Origin of the sequence: Metabacillus mesotrionivorans (genome assembly GCF_052171315.1) — a bacterium.
Classification (GTDB): domain Bacteria; phylum Bacillota; class Bacilli; order Bacillales; family Bacillaceae; genus Bacillus_P.
In genome coordinates this window covers 170,203-187,011 of the sequence record NZ_JBQMFF010000001.1, presented here as the reverse complement: position 1 = coordinate 187,011, position 16,809 = coordinate 170,203, and the positions used below count along the sequence as shown (strand labels likewise).

The window sequence follows — 16,809 nt, the reverse complement described above, 5'->3', positions numbered from 1 at the left end:
GCTTGCGCTTGCCGAGGATAACTTTGTTACGTTATCCACAGCCTTTTACTCTTTATCATTTCCTTAACAAACGCAAAAAGACCTCTCACGCGAGAGGTCTTTTCGTTATTTCTTATTGATCATTTTTGAGATTGTGCCGAAATCAAGTTTTTCTTTGCCGTTTACGATGCTGTTTACAATTTTGTCTTCCATTTCTTTATTAACCGGCTTGTTGGCAATTTGGGATACACGTCGGATGACGCCGCGGACCGTATTTTCATCTTTGAAGTTGGCGTTTTGAAGGGAATTGGCAAGATCAAGAACTTCCTTCATGTTTACACCTGTTTTCTTTTCAAGGTTTTTAAAGAAGTGATTATCCATTTTTGCTGCCTCCTTTATGATGATATATCCTATGAAACTGATTCTTGTGTGTGCCTATCTTTTTTGATAATCGTTTTAATCAGTAAAAAGAGGAAAGTACGGACTCGCGCCCGTACCTTCTGCTCAGTTAAAGCTGTTCAATTAGTTGTAGAAAGAAGCACCTACGATGATCAATAGGATGAACAATACTACGATCAGTACAAACGTTGAACCGTAGTAGCCGCCACCGCCGTAACCGCCGCCGTAACCACAGCCGCCATAATATCCGTAACCCATATCTTAGCCACCTCCCTCTGCCTTTCGTCTATACATCATATGTCAGACAGCTTTGAATGGCTGGACATATTCATCAGGCAATATGCGGAAATTTACTTTTTAGGGCGTTTTTCCTGATCTGACATCCATCTTTCTGCATCGATTGCCATCTGTTCCATCCGCCTCTCAAATGAATCAGCCGTTCGCTCGAGGGAACCAAGATCCTTTTCCTTTTGTCCCATCCATTGTGAGTGTTTTTTCTGGATGTCATCATGACGGCCGTACAGATTATCCATAAACTTTTCAAATTCACCGCTCAGCTTGCTCATGTCCTTCACCTCTGCTTCCAGCCTATTCCCGCCGACTATACTCTGTTCGCAGGAGATCATAGACAAAATAAAAGCCCCCTGAGAGCATCAGGGGACGTTTATTTGTTTCCATTAATCTTTTACAACAATTTTTTTCTTGCCGCAGCCGCAGCCTGCTTTTTTGCCGCCGCTTAATTGCTGCTGACTGTATTGGGAAGAGCCATGGTACACGGCACTGTTTACTTTTGGCGCTTTTGAGCTTTTTTTATAAATCATGCTGATCCTCCCTTTGCTGTTCCTATTTCTACATTATGTCAGAAGAAAGGGCTTTGACTTCAGCGAAAGTACCAATCTTGCTTGAAGCCTATTCTTCTGTCTTTTTATTGTCTATTGCCGCCTGGTTTTTCAGATTGCTGATAAACCAGGAATCATAATATATATCCGCATGGACTGCATCATATTCTTCTTCAGAGTTCTTGTTTTTCTTTAGAAGTTCAAATAGAACAAGGTTTTCTCCTTCAAGCAGAGATATCTTTTCCTTCAATTCTTTATTTTCTTTAAGAAGCTCATGATAAGAACCGTCATCTTCATAGTCAAGCAGCTGTGCCCTTGTATGGGAAAGCTCTCTCTGCAAATAAGTAATTCTTGCTTTAAGGGCTTTGATGTTTTCCGTCTGCTGATTTGTCACATTCCTCTCCCCCATCCATATATTGAATTATTCCCTTACTAATATGAAATTCAGCCAGCAGGCGAATTATGCAGGAAACTGACATTCACCTAAATTTCCGCTCTTATCACGGCACACAAATTGGGAAAAAACATACTATACATTAGTCCCGACACCTAATGTATCTGTTCATTAAAATGGACGGGAGAAATTAAGATAGGAGGAAAACAACAGTGAGTCATTCCAGAAAAGAAAAAGAAAAAGTATGCATCAAAACACGCAAAGTGTATGACTGGGTAACACGTCCAGTGGACCTGCCGCTAATCAGTGTAAATGACTGCGATCTAGATAATTTGTTTGACTGCGATGGCAAGACAGACGACATCTGTAAATTTCTTAAGAAAAAGGGACGTTCTAAGGACGTTACAGTGAACTGCTTCCTAAGCGATAAAGACGGACACCGCATCGACACAGGCGACGACAGCAAATCATTCCTTTGCATGGAAATTTCACCATATGACAAACGCACAGATGTAACAGTAAACCTTCCGAATGGTGACGAAGTAACCCTGCAAAAAGTGAAAGTTCTTGTAAAAGGGTTTGTAACAGTTGAGCTTCTTGACTCAAATGACGATGTCATCTGTGAATCAAAAGCGATTCCGTTTGCAACTGCTCAAACATTCATCCTTTGCGCTCCAGAAGGAACTGAGCTTGAATGTCACGTAAACTACTTCGAATGTGACGCAACATTAGTCTGCACAGACGTATTCTCTCAGCTTGATGTATCAATTACATTCTGCTTGGACGTACAAATGGAAGCTGATGTGAAACTTGAAGTAGAAGCTAAAATCTGCAAGCCTCGCGAAGAGCTGACAGAAGCAATCAATGTATGTGACATGAAAGACAAATTCCCGCCGCAATGCCCTGATATTTTCCCAGTGCACTAAAAACATAAGATGGCTGTTCTTATACAGCCTCTTATTTTTTTTGGTTTGATTTGCTCCTTTTCTTCATACATATGCAGTAGGAAGTTCAGAAAGGAGTTTCACGCCATGAAAAAGCAGGATAGCCAAAATGCAGGTGAACGCACGCTGCAGCTGCAGCAGCAAATCCTCCACTACCGTTCTGAACTGAGCCGTATGCAGCAGCTTGTGAACGAGGCAGACAATCAAGTAAAAAAAGAGCTGATCCGCAACCAGTATCTTCAGGAAAAGCTGAATGAAGCTCTTCACACTCATACTGATCAGTTTGAAAAAGAAGTGTTCAGGCTGGAAAAAAAAGTTCTGACGCTTGAGGTTACGCTTGAGGAAGAAAAAAAACGGGCAGCTGATCTCCGGAAAAAACTGCTCATGCAGGAAGAACAGGCAAAACCCGCTGTCATTGAGCCGGTCATCGGGGCATCCGCCCACTTTCAGGCTTCCGTTCTCCTGCCAAAAGATGACAATGAGCCATTGACTGTTTTCGGGGATTTTGTGATAAAAAACACCGGAAATCAGCCCCTTCAGCAGCCGGTCATCTGCTTGCAGATTACGCCTGTCTCCTACGGTTCACTAAGCGGAAAAATCATTCTTCAGCGTAAGATGGATGACACGAACCTATTTGATGACGCACCCGGACCTCTCTGGAGGCATGTTCATGAAAATTGGCGGGAGCGCGTGCGGACAGACGGCCAATACTGGCTGAAACCCCTAAAAGAAAATCTGGTTGAGCCCGGCCAGACGCTCGTCTTTTCAAGTTTTGAGATTTCCTTCCCTTTCCCTCCTGAACGCGCGGCAGCGGTAAGCGGATTTGTTTATGCAAAAGAGCTCCCAAATGGAATTCCTTCACTGAATAAAATAAGCGTACAATAGCCGGCCGGGAATCCGCCGGCATTTTTTATACGGAAATGGCATACAACAAAACAAAAAAGAGCCTTCTTAAAAAGACTCCTTCCGAGATTCTATTAAAAAATCAGTTTTTCAATAATGGATTCAACAATCGCTGCACACCCGGCAATTGCAAGAATCAAAATGAGCGGTGAGGCAAGATCAGGCATGTAAACATAGATTCCGTACAGGAAGGCCGATGTCCATATGCCGGTGCACCAGTAGCAGCTGAGCAATTCGCCGATCCACTTCTGAAGGCCCGTTCCCTTTATTTCAATATAGGTAATCGTACTGCCATCGGGAAGCGTTTCTTCTGCTTCCCTGTGAAAAGGACGTCTGATGAAGGCCGTTATTTTATCGTATACAAGCAATCTTGTAAGCCTGAAGCTCGCAAGAAACAATAATAGAAAATCGATCCATGCTATCATAGATGTCTCCTTTTCTTCAAGCGAATGATGTTACATTTTATGAGCTGCTTTAGTGTTTATGCCGAAGTTATCTGTTTACTGGTCAAATATCCATACTTTCCGGTGCTTACCTACATATACTGTTTAGTAAATGGACGTTTGAGGAGGATATTATGAGAAAAGTATTATTTTTCAACAATGAAAGTCAGGATGATATTTCTATGAAGCTTGCAAAACTTGCACCAGGCGACGAAGTGAATGTCCACGCCGGAGAAAAAGTCTATTATGAGGCAGCCTTTGAATCTTTTGATGAACAATCCGGCACAGCCTCTTTCTTAATTGACCGCTTTTATAAAAATGGAGGAGAAAGCGTTTCTTTTGATCTGGATGAAATCACCGGCATTGAAATGCCTCTCGGAGATGAAACGGTCGGAAGCGAAGACGAGTAATCGCTTAAGGGGGATGGGATATGTCTCACCAGGGGGTTCAGCCTGTCAAATACGTAAAGACACTTGAAGGAAATTATGCTCATCTGTTTCAGTTCACTGATGATGGTATGTATGTTGTGAAATTTTACAAAGTGCGGGAATATCGGAAGCGGGAAGTTGTGAATGAGTGGCTTGCGGCAAAGCTCGGGGAGATCCTCGGGCTTCCCGTCTTGCCCGTTGCTGCAGTAGATATGCCCCGAAAATTACTTCAGGAAATCCCCGAAAGCAGCCGGGGAACGTACCGGGCGGGAACACATCTCGCCATTCCTTATTTAAATCGGGCGAAATCCTATCTGGATCTTCATCAGCCCCAAGCGTCCTTAAATGTGCTAAACGCAAATGACCTTGCCGGCATGCTTATTTTTGATCAGTGGCTGAATAACAATGACAGAAGCCGCACGAATATTCTTTTTGAAGAAAAGAAGGATGATAGCGTTTTCTTTTGGATGATTGATCATGGCAGGTGTTTTCCCGGCATGTACAGCTGGGATGTGCAGACTCTGCAGGATCCGCCTGTCTACCGGGTTGATATGCCTGTTTACAAATGGGCCAGTTCTCTGCTCCCTGATGCCGATCCGCTGTATGAATTTGCAGAAAAAATTATGCAGATAAACAAACAGAAAATAGCGGAAATCATTCACGCTATACCTGAAAATTGGGAAGTGACAGAACGGGAAAAAGAATTGCTGACGGATTTTTTAACACGCAGGGATATCTCTGACCTTCCAGATTTAGTGATTGGGGCAAACCGGAGCTGATTAAACTAAAACGCAAATAAACGCAGCCCCCGGTCTGCGTTTTCATTTGCTCATCTTCAAAAACCGCTCATACATTTCGTGCTGTCTGATCAGCTGCTTCCTTAAATCGAATTTCTCCTCAATGACCGCTCTTGCTGCATGTGTATACTCTGCCCATGCATCACTTGACCGCAGAAAGGAAAGCATTCCGTCTGCAAGCTGCTGCACATTTCTTTCTTCGATTAGATACCCCGTCTTCAGATGCGCAATCAGTTCGGGTATTCCTGCATGTCTGGTAGAAATGACCGGGAGCCCGATTGCCATTGCCTCTTTAAGAGCATTAGGTATTCCTTCAACGTCACCGTTTGGAGCCACTTCGCTCGGCAGACAAAAGAGATGGGCTTTTTTCAACTCTTCCGCAATGTCATACAGGCTCATTTTCCCGGGAAGCGTAACCGCCTCTTCCAGATTCAATTCTCTTATCAGCGCTTCAAGGTTGAGCCGTTCTTTCCCGCCGCCAATAATTTTTAGCTTTATCTTTGGAAATAGGTCATGGGCTTTTTTAAAAGCACGAATCAGTGTTTCATGACCCTTTTTTTGGACGAGCCTTCCGACCGATATCATGACAAATTCGCCGTCCTCAGGCGGAATCCGTTTTTGAAACGGGAACACATCCAAATCGATTCCTCCGTAAAGCACATTCATCTTACCCTTTGGCACCCCAAGCTTCAGAAGCTCGTTTCCAAGGTATTCGCATACAGGAACAAACAGGCTGCTGTAAGCAACCATCGTCCGGTAACGAGAAAAGTTCTTATTATATAAAACCTCACTTTGAGAAGATCCGTCTGATCCCCGAATGCTGATAATAAAAGGAAGCTGCTGCTGCATGGCAAGCGGAAACACATCCACTGCATGCTTTCCGTGATGTGCGTGGATGGCGGCTACTTCCTGTTCCTTGAAAAAAGACGCCAAATCTGAAATTTCATTCAAATTATAGAAATGGTCCATTGGAAACTCGGTATCTTCCTTTCTCTGAAAAGGCCCGATGACAATTGACCGGTATTTTCCCTGATAGACCATCTGATTGTAGATAAACCGCTGATTGACCTTCACATCTTCCATAAGATAGTGCGCGATCGTTTCCATCTGGAAAGTTTCACTCCTCCTCTTAAGTGCACAGCTGTGCCTCTTCACTCATCTTTTATGCTGTCAGCCTATTCATCTATGGACTTTGGTGCATATTGTCCAGAGAAAAAGCACCCATTCATAAGTTTTTATCCTGATTCAGTAACGTTTTATGCATGTTTCATAATAGGTTATGGGAGAAGGTTTTTAGAAAGGGGTTTCTACTATGAATGTGTGCGTGATTGGTGCAGGCTATGTGGGCCTGACAACGGCAGCCGTTCTTTCAAGTCTTGGCCACCGGGTATCATGCATCGACCAGGATAAAAAGAAAGTCACCATGCTGCAGGCCGGAAGGATACCCATTTATGAACCTGGACTTCAGGATCTGATTGAAGAAAATCAAAACAGGCTCCGTTTTTCTGATGATCTCGCTTCAGGTATAAACCAGGCCGAAATAATCGTTCTGGCAGTCGGAACACCTTCCCTTCCAGATGGCAGCTCAAATTTGAGCTTTCTTTATAAAGCGCTGGCAGATGCTGCTGCAAACATTGCAGCCTATAAATTAATCCTCATTAAAAGTACGGTTCCACCGGGAACGAACCGGGCTGTTCTGAACTCACTCAGAGAAAAAGGCTACGGCCCTGATCTTCTTGACATTGTTTCTAATCCCGAATTTTTAAGAGAAGGATCTGCCCTGAAGGATATGCTTTTCCCCGACAGAATGGTCTATGGACTATTTGAGGAAAATGAGCGGGTCCTGCAGCTGCTGAAACAGCTCTACGCAGGTATTGATGCTCCTGATGTGGTCACGAACTATGAAGGGGCTGAACTGATCAAATACGCATCCAATGCCTTTCTTGCCGCAAAAATCAGCTTTATCAATGAAATCTCAAGAGTATGCGAAAAATATGGAGCGGATATTACGCATGTGGCGAGGGGAATCGGCCTTGACAACCGGATTGGACCTGCTTTTTTGCAGGCTGGAATCGGCTACGGAGGTTCGTGTTTTCCGAAAGATCTTCAGTCATTAAGCTACACAGCTAAAAGCAGCGGCCTGGAACCGCTTATTCTTGATGCTGTTCAATCAGTAAATGCAAGCCAGCTGACAATATATATTGAAAAACTGAAATCACTTGTTCCGGCATTCCCTGCTGTGAAGACCGCGGTTTTAGGTATTGCCTTTAAACCTGAAACAGACGATATCCGCGAATCTCCCGCTGCAGCACTGATTCATGCCCTGAATAAAGCGGGCTGTGAAGTATCTGCTTATGATCCGAAAGCAGCTCTTCCTGAACACTTGAGCGGCGTGAAACAAACCAGTGATCCGTACGATGCGGTTACAGGAGCAGACATCGTGATTCTTGCAACGGACTGGCAGGAGATCAAGAATCTTGACTGGCAGCGGGTTAAACAGCTCATGAAAGGCGAGACGCTTCTGGATGCGAGAAATTGCCTTGTGCCGGAAGTGATACGCGCAGCAGGACTTACCTACGAAGGAGTTGGGCGCCTATGAACATTCTTGTAACCGGCTGTGCAGGCTTTATCGGATCTCATTTATGCGAAAAACTGCTGGAAAATGAGGCAAATACCGTTACCGGCATTGATTGCATGATCGGACCTGTGCCGGAACCTTTAAAACACATAAATCTGCACAACCTTTTAACCAATCCCCGGTTTCAGCTCATTAGAAAATCAATCATGGAAATTGACTGCAAGGAGCTAATAGAAAAAGCGGATGTAGTCTATCATCTGGCTGGAATCCCCGGGGTTCGTTCAAGCTGGGGAAAAGATTTTAATCCTTATGCAGAAAATAATATTCTGGCAACGCAAAAACTGCTGGAAGCGGCAAAAGGCACATCACTTAAAAAATTCATCTACGCCTCTACCTCTTCCATTTACGGATACAAACATGGAAAGGTCTCTGAGGACGCAATGCCTGATCCGCTTTCCCCCTATGGCGTCACAAAGCTTGCGGGTGAGCACCTGTGCTCTGTCTACAAAAACAATTTTGGAGTGCCTGCTGTGATTCTCAGGTATTTTACCGTCTACGGTCCGCGGCAAAGACCTGATATGGCCTTTCACCGCTTTTTTAAGCAAATCATGACAGATCAGCCGCTTACTCTGTTTGGGGACGGTTCTCAAACGAGGGATTTCACTTATATAGATGATTGTGTAAAAGGAACGGCTGCTGTGATGCATGCTGATCATACAATTGGCAGGATCTTTAATATCGGGGGAAAAGAAAGGGCATCTGTTATTGACCTGATCAGAGAGATAGAGCTGATTACAGGCCGGAAAGCAGATATTCATTTCCTGGATGCGGCAATCGGCGAACCGAAACACACCCATGCAGATATTGCTCTTGCAAAAAATGTGCTCGGCTATTCCCCGGATGTGCCACTGAAAGAGGGGCTGCGAAAAGAATATGACTATATGAAACGCATCCTGCATGGGGATCCGCTATGAAGATCGCCTTTATCTGCACAGAAAAACTGCCGTCCCCTGCTGTAAAAGGGGGTGCCATCCAGCTTATGCTCGATGGCATTCTCCCTTATTTCAGCAGGAATCACGACGTTACGGTCTACTCCATTACAGATCCTCTGCTGCCTGATTCAAATGAACATAACGGAATACAGTATATCCGGTTTCCAAGACCAGCCTTTCACGAACAAACAGCCAACGATATCGAAGGCAAATTCTTTTCTCATATTCACGTCTTCAATCGGCCGGGCGAACTGTGGCGATACAAACACGCTTCTCCGAAAAGCAAGCTGTTTGTCAGCCTTCACAACGACATGTTTTCCACAAGAAAATTGAAGCGGGAGCAGGCGCTTGAGGCATTGAGCATGTGCGACGCCATTACAACAGTCAGCGAATATATCAAGAGGACGGTCACTTTCCGCTATCCGGATGCAGAGGCCAAATCACACGTGGTTTATTCAGGCGTTGATTTCTCTTCCTTTTTGCCAAGGGAATCAGCGGAAGGAGAACAAAAACGAGCTCTCTGGCGCGAGAAATACGGACTGAACGGAAAAAAAGCCATTCTCTTCATTGGCAGGCTGAGCAGAACGAAAGGCCCTCACCTGCTGATCAGAGCGATGAAGCAAGTGATTCGGGAACACCCCGATTCCGTTCTTGTCATCGTTGGAGGCAAGTGGTTCAGCGAAGACGGCATCAACGACTATGTTCAGTTCCTGTACGATGAAGCAGCTAAATTAGGCAATCATGTACTGTTTACAAAATACATTCCATCCGAAGACATTCCAAACATCCTGCTCATGGGTGACCTTCTCGTCTGCAGCTCCCAGTGGCATGAACCTCTTGCCCGGATTCATTACGAAGCCATGGCAGCAGGCCTTCCGATCATTACAACCGACCGCGGAGGCAATGCGGAAGTGATCAATCATCATGTGAACGGCCTCATCATCCAAGAATACGACCAGACAAATGCCTTTGCTGAAGCCATCTCGCAGCTGCTTGCTGACAGCACCGGCGCCGTTTCTTTAGGGAAAAACGGAAGGCAGTATGCTGAGAAGAACTTTACGTTTCAGCATACTGCGGCAAAACTTGAAACCATCTATGTGAACGCGCAGAAATTCGGCTGAGAGCCGTTTTTTTTGCATCCATTTTCAACTGCTTTTCCACCAGGACATCAACACAACTAAGAAAAAAGCACACCATGATGATGTGCTTTTTTTGAAATCGTTCTTCTTACATAAATAACACTCTATTTTTTCTCGTTGAGCTGCGGTGTTTTGATTTTCTCTTCGATCTGAACCGTGACTCCTGCTTATCATCTGATTCACTTTCGCTGCTGAAATGCTCCTTCTTATTGAGCGCGCTGAACATCTCAATTAGACTCATGGAGGTATTGATTGTGTTCTGAACTTTTTCCATTTGATCTTGTAAAACAGTATCTGACATTGAAATGATGTCTGCTGCTGCTTCCTGTGTTTCTTTCTGAATAGCTGCTATAGGAACGGCTGCTTCTGCTTCCGGCGTTTCTTTCTGAATAGCTGCTATAGGAACGGCTGTTTCTGCTTCCGGCGTTTCTTTCTGAATAGCTGCTATAGGAACGGCTGTTTCTGCTTCCGGTGTTTCTTTCTGCATAGCTGCTATAGGAACGGCTGCTTCTGCTTCCGGTGTTTCTTCCTGAACGGCTGCTGCGGCCAGGTCCGTTTCTGAACGTGCCAAGACGTATGCTTCCTGCGGCTTTCGCGTCTTTATGGGAAGTTCGATCAATTCAACGTCTCCCGTTGGCGGCTCTGCTTTGCGGTACTTATTCTGCGAAAGAAACGTTTCCGGATCTTCGAGCATCGTTTCATACTCTGCAGCACTCCATCCCATCGGCCCGGGAGGAGAAAAAGAGAAGTTTACAAGCTCAACTTTAGGAATCTCCTGAAATTCATTTGTACTCATTGTATCACCCTCCCTGCGCCTTTATCTTAGAATAGAATTCTTCAAAGTTAGATAGAAATTCCTGTTTGGACTGTTCAACAGAAACGATGTTCTGCAGGGCCCAGATATATTTTTCATCCGACCATGAAGTCTTTTGTCCAAGAAAATATTTATGAACAATAGAACAATAGAGATGAGGGAACTTCAAATCGGTCCACAGCACTTTGTACTGATCTTTCGTCAGAGGATGAATGCTGTCATAAGTTCTCAAAAGTTCAATGACAAGTTCTGAATCCCAGACTGACATCTTTTTCATCATTTTATTTAAGATGACTCTCAGATCTCTTGACGGCAGATCAGATGTGATCGAGTGCAGTTCTTTCATCGAAAGGCCGTCTTCTGTTTCAATGAACCTGGCAAGCGTAAAATCCTGCTGGCAGAACATTCTTGATTCAATGCATTCAAGCGTCCATTGATCGTACTGGCCTGCATCAAGTTCCTGGAGTGCCTGTTTTCCCCGCAGAATCATGTCATCAATTGTCTCAATAACCATTTTTGAAAATGGATCCTGCAGCCATGTCTGTTCTGCATCCGGATCAATTACAGCAGGCGCCGGCAGATTATTTTCCTGGTCGGATTTAAGAGCCAGCATTTTATTGCCTTCAAGCTCCTGAAGCTTCCATCTGAAAAGCTTATGCCATTTGCCTAGTCTGCTTCTCTTTTTGCTCATCTCATCCGGCATATATCCTTGTGACGTATGGTGGAACGTTCCAATAAACTCCATAATGTTAAGCATCTGCGCTTTATCATAGTAAAGTACTTCTTTCCCCTGCTGCAGGTCATAAAGAACATAGGCGGATTTTCCGGCGCCAACACAAATGGCACCCGCTCTGGTCCGGTGAATGCGGGCGATCGGCAATCCTTTTTCCTGCAGATGTTCATGTGCTTCTGCAATAAGCAGCATTCTTGCAGGCTTCATCACAACGCGTTTTAAAATTTTCACACCCTGTGCGGTTTCAACCTTCCACGTTGTTCTTCCGCTTTTATTTGTCAGCAGGGTGATCGACTCCACCTCAAACGGGTATAAATTCATAATGTTCATTTGCAGTTCATGCTGATTGACTTCTGTATCCAAAATGCTTCCCCCTCTCTATCTTCTATTCTCATATACACTGAGCAAATTGCCTGATACATTGCTCCAGCTGAAATCCCGCTCCACTTTTGAACGGCCGTATTTCCCCATGTCATTCCGCTTGCCCTGACTGTCCAGAAGAGAAATAATGGCTTGTGCGTAAGCATCGGGATTTTCAAAATCCTTAATAACATTGCCGTTTCTGCCCTCATCGATCACTTCAGGATTTCCTCCGCGGTTGCTCGTAATAATCGGCAAACCACATGCCATTGCTTCATAGTGGACACGTGCAAGCGGCTCCTGCCACTGCGAAGAGCAGACAAAAATATCGGACATGGCGTAAAGAGTCGGAATGTTTTTCGGCTGCACAAACTGGATAAACTGAACATTTTCAGGATACATGGCGCCAAGCGTATACAAATGCCTTACATAGTTATTTACTTCATTATCCCCGAACCATTTTGATCCGATAAAGACCATCACTGTGTCCGGATGCTTCTTTAAGATTTCAGGCATGGCCTGCAGAAGAATATGAGGGCCTTTTACCTTGCTCAGCCTTCCTACAAACAAGATCACTTTCTGGTTTTTCAAATTCAGCTCAGAGCGGACTTTTTCTTTCAGCCTGCGCCCTTCAGTCGTCCAGTCCGGAAAATAAGTCTTTAAATCCACTCCGGAGTAAACGGTTTTCACCTTGCCTTTTGCCTGTGGAAAACGGTCTGTAATCGTTCGTCCGATATAGTCGCTTACTGTCACAATCTGCGACACAGCTGCAATACAAGCTTTTCCTTCTTCATCAGACATTTTTTCAACAGCGAACATTTCGTTGTGTACGCTTAAGATCCAGCGGGCGTTTGGTGCTGCTGCCTGCAATACAGGTACCCAAGCCGGCCTGTTGCATAAGTGAATCACATCATACTTCACATTTTTCAAGTGCGCGCCAAGCGAAGATAAATACTCGCTTTCAGCAAATCGGATGTATTGGACCCCGTTCCGTGTTTCCTGATCAGGAAGATCCTGATGAGTAATGGAAAGTATAGTCACGTCATGCCTTTGAGCAATAAGAGGAGCAATGGCATCCAGATAAATCTGTATCGCTCCCCCTTTTATCGCGGGAACAGGAAGTTTTTCTGTTGCGATTAATGCAATCTTCATACGTTACCTCCATTCATCTAGTAAGCCCTTATCCTAAAATACGGAAACACAGGAGGCTATGTGCCTTTCTCTGCGGAACTATTTTAAAAAAGGCGGAATCACTATTAAGCTGAATCATTTTTAAAAAAGGACAGCTCATCAATAAAACGCCGGCATTTACCCCATGACAAAAACCGGCTTTGTTTCATAGTCTATGAAATAAAAGGATGGGATGGTGACCATATTGGAGGAAAACAAAAACACAAGATTCTCGAAGTCTTCAGAGGAAACGGTCAATGTTTTTTCACTCATTGACCGTAAAAACACTCCGCAGCGGACGGTAACTCCAGAAGAAAAGGCGGAACCTGGTGTTGAGAAAGAGCAGCTGATGACCGAGAGAAAAAGAAAAGGACAGAAAAACAAAGGAAAAAGCAAATCCAGAAAGAACGCCATGCTGCAGTTTTCTCCAGAGTCAGAAGAAGATGTACCAAAGGATGAAGTTCAGAAGGAATCTGTGCAAAAGAGCAGCATGACTGCAGAGAACGTCTCCCCTGCAGCAGAGGAAAAACCAAAGCAAAAAAAAGAAAAAAAGAAAAAAAACGCTCTTCCGCTTGAGGCGGCTAAAAGTAAAACCGTAATAGAACCCAAGATAATGAAAACGGAGAACAAGGAAGAAAAAGAAGAAGAAGACGTGTATGTAATGTCTCCAGAAGAGGAAGCAAAGCTTGTTAAACTCGCTGAATATATTATCACAAGCTGGGACGTGTCTGTCGACCGGATAGAAGTTATTCAAGGCGGCCAAATGGCCCTCGTATGGAAAATTCATACTCCAAATGGACCTGTCTGTCTTAAGAGAATTCACCGCCCGGAGAAAAAAGCTCTTTTTTCCATCAATGCTCAAAACTACTTAGCAGAAAAAGGCGGAAGGGTTCCCGGCATTATCCGAAACAAAAACGATGTGCTTTTTACTAAACAGGGTCCGTTTTTATTTGTTTTGTATGACTGGATTGAAGGCGGAGTATTTGATTTAGCCATTGATCCGGACCTTGAAGTGGTCATGAAAGGTCTTGCTGAATTTCATCTTTGGTCAGAAGGCTACCATCCGCCTGAAGGGATCCCTGTCTTTAAGAAGCTCGGACGCTGGCCGAACCATTACATTAAAAGGTGCCAGCAGCTTGAGTCATGGAAGCTCATCGCGCAAAGCACTCCAGACAATCCTTTTTCCCAGCTGTATCTTCAGGAGATTGATTACTTTATCCAGCAGGGACGGGAAACGCTTGACCGTCTGATGAACTCCAAGTATGTTCCGTGGATTGAACAGCAGTCCGCTAACCCTACTCTGTGCCACCAGGATTACGGGGCAGGTAATACGGTGCTCGGAAACGATGGTAAAATATGGGTTATCGACCTTGATACAGTCTCATATGACCTGCCGATTCGCGACTTGCGCAAAATGATTATCCCTCTCCTTGATACAACAGGCGAGTGGGATGAAGCGAGATTTCAGCTGATGATGAATGCATATGAAAGCGTCAACCCGCTGACTGACGAACAGAAAGAGGTCATGTATATCGACATGCTTTTCCCGTATGAAATGTACGACATTGCCCGGGAAAAGTTTGTCAGAAAAACAGATATGCTGCCGGAGGAACTTGCTCAGGCATTTGAGTACGAAAGAATTAAGGAAGCACATTTGAATTCCATGATCAAGTCAGGACAATAGCATGGCAAAGGGCGCCCTAAACGGCGCTCTTTTTTGCAATAAAAAAAGCGTCCCGGCAGGACACTTTTATAAGCCTTTCAGCGTAATAGACTGAATGTCTTCAAGCTTTACTTTTTCACCGTTTATTGTTGCGCAGTTATCTTTAAAATCTGTTACCTTGCCTATATAGGTCTGCTTATTGGTGGAGATGCTGCAGTTTAGTCCCGATAAGCGTTCCGGCAAATGAAGAAGCAGCTGCAGTTTTTCCTCGTTTGATAAGTCATTGAAGGAATGCAGGGGCTTTGAGAGTTTTTGCTCTTTTTGAACCGGCGCAGCTTTTTTTGCTGCCTCATTCGCTGCAGGCTCTGCAGGCACAGGAGCAGCCGCTTCGGCCGGCGGATTTTTTCTCATCACATAGGTTTTCTGCATGGACGTTAGCACTGGCTCAAATTCCGGCTGAACAATATACAGCAGCGGGGGATTTTTCACAGATTGATGTTTTTTCAACAGGCTTCCCTCCCGGTTTAAATGCTTTACAAGAAAGTATATGCGGGGTGCCAGGGTTTATGATTATAAAGGGGCTGACTATTCGCTTTGCTTTTGTGCTTCTATCGCTTTTTTCAGATGTTTCAAATGATCGCCGTCTTCTTTTTTCATGATCTTCGCAAAGACAGGCTTGATTAGTTTCATTTTGAACGTCTTTGCAGTGATTTCGCACACAAAGCGGATGACAGTCTGATTTCCCGCCTTGGTAAATGTGTAGTGATACTCGGTTTCCATTCCGTTCATTTCACTTTTAACGGAAAACTTTGCACTGGGTACGTATTCTGTAAATTCAATAACAGCAGTTGCCTGTCTTCCTCTTATTTCCCGCGTTTCCCTGTACTGTGTTCCTTTTGCAGCAGGCCCGTCTGTCAGCTTTTCAACTTTTATCACGTTTTCCATAAACTGCAGAGCATTCTCCGGATTTGCTGCGAATGCAAATGCTTCTTCAATTGGGGCTTCAACGGTTACTTCATCATGAAATGCGCTCATTGTTTGTCCTTTCCATGCGGGTTTTTATCTTATTCTATCAAACTCTCCTGCCGGGATGTCTGACTTGCGTATAAATAAATCCGGATATTCAAGTACCAAACCCTCAGTGTCTACATAAATCAAAGACTCAAAATCCCGGCAATGATAGGCAAATATTCTCGTCCCGTCTATCTGTTCAAGAAACGTGTACGTTTGTGATACTTTAAATAAGCGCAATTGGGGAACATCCACATAGACCATTTCAAAATTCCTTTTCTGGCCAGGCTCCCACTCATTCCGGTTAATCGGGAGAGAATTAGTAAAAGGTGTGACGGAAAGATCTACATCGATTGCACCGTTTAACTCCCCTATTTCCTTTCCATCTGGCCGAAACCAGCGTCCTTCACCGTTTGAAAGGATCTCGAGTTCTCCTGCGCCGGAAGCCTCTATTTTCACGTTTCTTGTCCGCCAATTTGAGTCCAGTTCTACAGCATAATTGACATGAAAAAGGACATTTCCCTCTTCATAAGTAACTTTTCCATATCCGCGAAAAAGCCCGCCTTCGCGAGCCAAACTGAAATGCTCTGTCCCAGACGAGTCTATCTTGTTCCAACTAACAGCTTGCTGCTGCATGTTCTTCCCCCTCTGCAGTTATTCATTTATACATTCTTTTCAAAAAACGTTAAGGAGATCTGTTCATTTACAAATACTTCTTTCACTTTCTGAAATCCATTCTTTTCGTAAAATCTTACTGCCGGCGTATTTTTTGAACCAGTTGAAACGCTGATTCTTTTAATCCCTTCCTGTCTTTCAGCATAATTCAGCAGGCTCTGAGCAATTCCTTTTCGAAAGTGGTCAGGGTCTACAATCAAACGATGGATATCCATTTCTTCATTTTTTATTTTCATAGCTAGTGCCCCGCATAGCTTATTTTCTGAAAAATACCCATAGAAGCACTCTCCGCATCGCTGCAGGGTATCAATTGTATCTTTTAATGGAGGTATGTCAGAAGAGCCGATTAATTTTGCCTCAACTTTATAAGAAGGGATTTGAATCGTTAATACTTCTTCAGCTATTTTTCTATTTGTAATATCCATTTTTATAATCATGTTTATCCCCCTTTTCAACCGGTTAGCTCTGCTTTTTCCATTTTATCACAATTCCCCATTCACAAAGGTCATGCTGCGGGACTAAGCGAAATTGTTTTACCGAACGCTCAT

Annotated in this window: 22 protein-coding genes; 8 read left to right on the top strand and 14 right to left on the bottom strand. The window is 44.1% G+C overall.

Going from position 1 to position 16,809, the window contains the following annotated elements; genetic code table 11:
* Nucleotides 1-105 precede the first annotated feature (105 nt).
* The 5 genes from spoVIF to ACTSEZ_RS00835 form a co-directional block, all read right to left on the bottom strand.
* A complete protein-coding gene (gene spoVIF, locus ACTSEZ_RS00855) occupies nt 106-360 on the bottom strand; it encodes a sporulation-specific transcription regulator SpoVIF (protein WP_029282521.1) in 255 nt (84 codons plus the stop codon).
* 141 nt (nt 361-501) lie between these two features.
* Nucleotides 502-636 (bottom strand): YjcZ family sporulation protein, encoded by a 135-nt coding sequence (locus tag ACTSEZ_RS00850; protein WP_081414023.1) that lies wholly within the window; start codon nt 634-636, stop codon nt 502-504.
* Between the two features lie 92 nt (nt 637-728).
* On the bottom strand, nt 729-1,004 hold the full coding sequence (gene yjzK / locus ACTSEZ_RS00845; RefSeq protein WP_503129011.1) for a protein YjzK: 276 nt from the start codon (nt 1,002-1,004) through the stop codon (nt 729-731).
* Between the two features lie 51 nt (nt 1,005-1,055).
* A complete protein-coding gene (locus ACTSEZ_RS00840) occupies nt 1,056-1,199 on the bottom strand; it encodes a hypothetical protein (RefSeq protein WP_158001587.1) in 144 nt (47 codons plus the stop codon).
* Nucleotides 1,200-1,287: 88 nt separating this feature from the next.
* Nucleotides 1,288-1,611: an MreC domain-containing protein gene (locus ACTSEZ_RS00835; protein WP_369732267.1), complete on the bottom strand. Its 324-nt coding sequence runs from the start codon at nt 1,609-1,611 to the stop codon at nt 1,288-1,290.
* Nucleotides 1,612-1,823: 212 nt separating this feature from the next.
* Between ACTSEZ_RS00835 and ACTSEZ_RS00830 the strand changes: the two genes are divergently transcribed.
* Nucleotides 1,824-2,537, top strand: coding sequence for a BMQ_0737 family morphogenetic spore coat protein (locus tag ACTSEZ_RS00830; protein ID WP_369732266.1), 714 nt, complete (start codon nt 1,824-1,826; stop codon nt 2,535-2,537).
* Nucleotides 2,538-2,642: 105 nt separating this feature from the next.
* Nucleotides 2,643-3,440 carry a hypothetical protein gene (locus ACTSEZ_RS00825; RefSeq protein ID WP_369732265.1) on the top strand — a complete coding sequence of 266 codons (798 nt, stop codon included), beginning with the start codon at nt 2,643-2,645 and terminating at the stop codon, nt 3,438-3,440.
* A gap of 92 nt (nt 3,441-3,532) precedes the next feature.
* Here ACTSEZ_RS00825 and ACTSEZ_RS00820 read toward each other — a convergent pair whose 3' ends face one another.
* A complete protein-coding gene (locus ACTSEZ_RS00820; RefSeq protein WP_369732264.1) occupies nt 3,533-3,883 on the bottom strand; it encodes a DUF1360 domain-containing protein in 351 nt (116 codons plus the stop codon).
* 152 nt (nt 3,884-4,035) lie between these two features.
* Here ACTSEZ_RS00820 and ACTSEZ_RS00815 point away from each other — a divergent pair, with 152 nt between their 5' ends.
* Together ACTSEZ_RS00815 and ACTSEZ_RS00810 are read left to right on the top strand one after the other, a co-directional pair.
* Nucleotides 4,036-4,311 (top strand): hypothetical protein, encoded by a 276-nt coding sequence (locus ACTSEZ_RS00815; RefSeq protein WP_369732263.1) that lies wholly within the window; start codon nt 4,036-4,038, stop codon nt 4,309-4,311.
* Nucleotides 4,312-4,331: 20 nt separating this feature from the next.
* Nucleotides 4,332-5,108: a HipA family kinase gene (locus tag ACTSEZ_RS00810; protein WP_369732262.1), complete on the top strand. Its 777-nt coding sequence runs from the start codon at nt 4,332-4,334 to the stop codon at nt 5,106-5,108.
* A 42-nt stretch (nt 5,109-5,150) separates the two neighbouring features.
* Here ACTSEZ_RS00810 and ACTSEZ_RS00805 read toward each other — a convergent pair whose 3' ends face one another.
* A complete protein-coding gene (locus ACTSEZ_RS00805) occupies nt 5,151-6,233 on the bottom strand; it encodes a glycosyltransferase (protein WP_369732261.1) in 1,083 nt (360 codons plus the stop codon).
* Nucleotides 6,234-6,438: 205 nt separating this feature from the next.
* On the opposite strand from ACTSEZ_RS00805, the gene ACTSEZ_RS00800 reads away from it, so the two are divergent.
* The 3 genes from ACTSEZ_RS00800 to ACTSEZ_RS00790 are packed head-to-tail and all read left to right on the top strand — an operon-like array spanning nt 6,439 to nt 9,817.
* A complete protein-coding gene (locus ACTSEZ_RS00800; RefSeq protein WP_503129010.1) occupies nt 6,439-7,725 on the top strand; it encodes a UDP-glucose dehydrogenase family protein in 1,287 nt (428 codons plus the stop codon).
* Nucleotides 7,722-8,678: an NAD-dependent epimerase/dehydratase family protein gene (locus tag ACTSEZ_RS00795; RefSeq protein ID WP_369732260.1), complete on the top strand. Its 957-nt coding sequence runs from the start codon at nt 7,722-7,724 to the stop codon at nt 8,676-8,678. The genes ACTSEZ_RS00800 and ACTSEZ_RS00795 overlap by 4 nt, the downstream gene beginning before the upstream one ends.
* The gene (locus tag ACTSEZ_RS00790) at nt 8,675-9,817 is read left to right on the top strand and encodes a glycosyltransferase family 4 protein (RefSeq protein ID WP_369732259.1); all 1,143 of its coding nucleotides are present in this window, start codon (nt 8,675-8,677) and stop codon (nt 9,815-9,817) included. The genes ACTSEZ_RS00795 and ACTSEZ_RS00790 overlap by 4 nt, the downstream gene beginning before the upstream one ends.
* Before the next feature lie 106 nt (nt 9,818-9,923).
* Here the strand turns inward: ACTSEZ_RS00790 and ACTSEZ_RS00785 are convergent, their stop codons facing one another.
* Genes ACTSEZ_RS00785 through ACTSEZ_RS00775 form a run of 3 tightly spaced genes read right to left on the bottom strand, consistent with a single transcriptional unit; the run spans nt 9,924 to nt 12,894 of the window.
* Nucleotides 9,924-10,631, bottom strand: coding sequence for a hypothetical protein (locus tag ACTSEZ_RS00785; RefSeq protein WP_369732258.1), 708 nt, complete (start codon nt 10,629-10,631; stop codon nt 9,924-9,926).
* Nucleotides 10,632-10,635: 4 nt separating this feature from the next.
* A complete protein-coding gene (locus ACTSEZ_RS00780; RefSeq protein ID WP_369733052.1) occupies nt 10,636-11,712 on the bottom strand; it encodes a CotS family spore coat protein in 1,077 nt (358 codons plus the stop codon).
* A gap of 48 nt (nt 11,713-11,760) precedes the next feature.
* On the bottom strand, nt 11,761-12,894 hold the full coding sequence (locus tag ACTSEZ_RS00775) for a glycosyltransferase family 4 protein (RefSeq protein WP_369732257.1): 1,134 nt from the start codon (nt 12,892-12,894) through the stop codon (nt 11,761-11,763).
* Nucleotides 12,895-13,525: 631 nt separating this feature from the next.
* On the opposite strand from ACTSEZ_RS00775, the gene cotI reads away from it, so the two are divergent.
* The gene (gene cotI / locus ACTSEZ_RS00770) at nt 13,526-14,596 is read left to right on the top strand and encodes a spore coat kinase CotI (RefSeq protein WP_369733051.1); all 1,071 of its coding nucleotides are present in this window, start codon (nt 13,526-13,528) and stop codon (nt 14,594-14,596) included.
* Between the two features lie 66 nt (nt 14,597-14,662).
* On the opposite strand, the gene ACTSEZ_RS00765 is transcribed toward cotI, so the two are convergent.
* From ACTSEZ_RS00765 to ACTSEZ_RS00750, 4 genes are all read right to left on the bottom strand, one after another.
* Nucleotides 14,663-15,082 carry a CotO family spore coat protein gene (locus ACTSEZ_RS00765; protein ID WP_369732256.1) on the bottom strand — a complete coding sequence of 140 codons (420 nt, stop codon included), beginning with the start codon at nt 15,080-15,082 and terminating at the stop codon, nt 14,663-14,665.
* A gap of 78 nt (nt 15,083-15,160) precedes the next feature.
* Nucleotides 15,161-15,610, bottom strand: coding sequence for an SRPBCC family protein (locus ACTSEZ_RS00760; protein ID WP_369732255.1), 450 nt, complete (start codon nt 15,608-15,610; stop codon nt 15,161-15,163).
* Between the two features lie 24 nt (nt 15,611-15,634).
* The gene (locus ACTSEZ_RS00755) at nt 15,635-16,222 is read right to left on the bottom strand and encodes a putative glycolipid-binding domain-containing protein (RefSeq protein ID WP_369732254.1); all 588 of its coding nucleotides are present in this window, start codon (nt 16,220-16,222) and stop codon (nt 15,635-15,637) included.
* 26 nt (nt 16,223-16,248) lie between these two features.
* Entirely contained in the window at nt 16,249-16,698 is a 450-nt protein-coding gene (locus ACTSEZ_RS00750) for a GNAT family N-acetyltransferase (RefSeq protein WP_369732252.1), read from the bottom strand.
* Between the last annotated feature and the right edge of the window lie 111 nt (nt 16,699-16,809).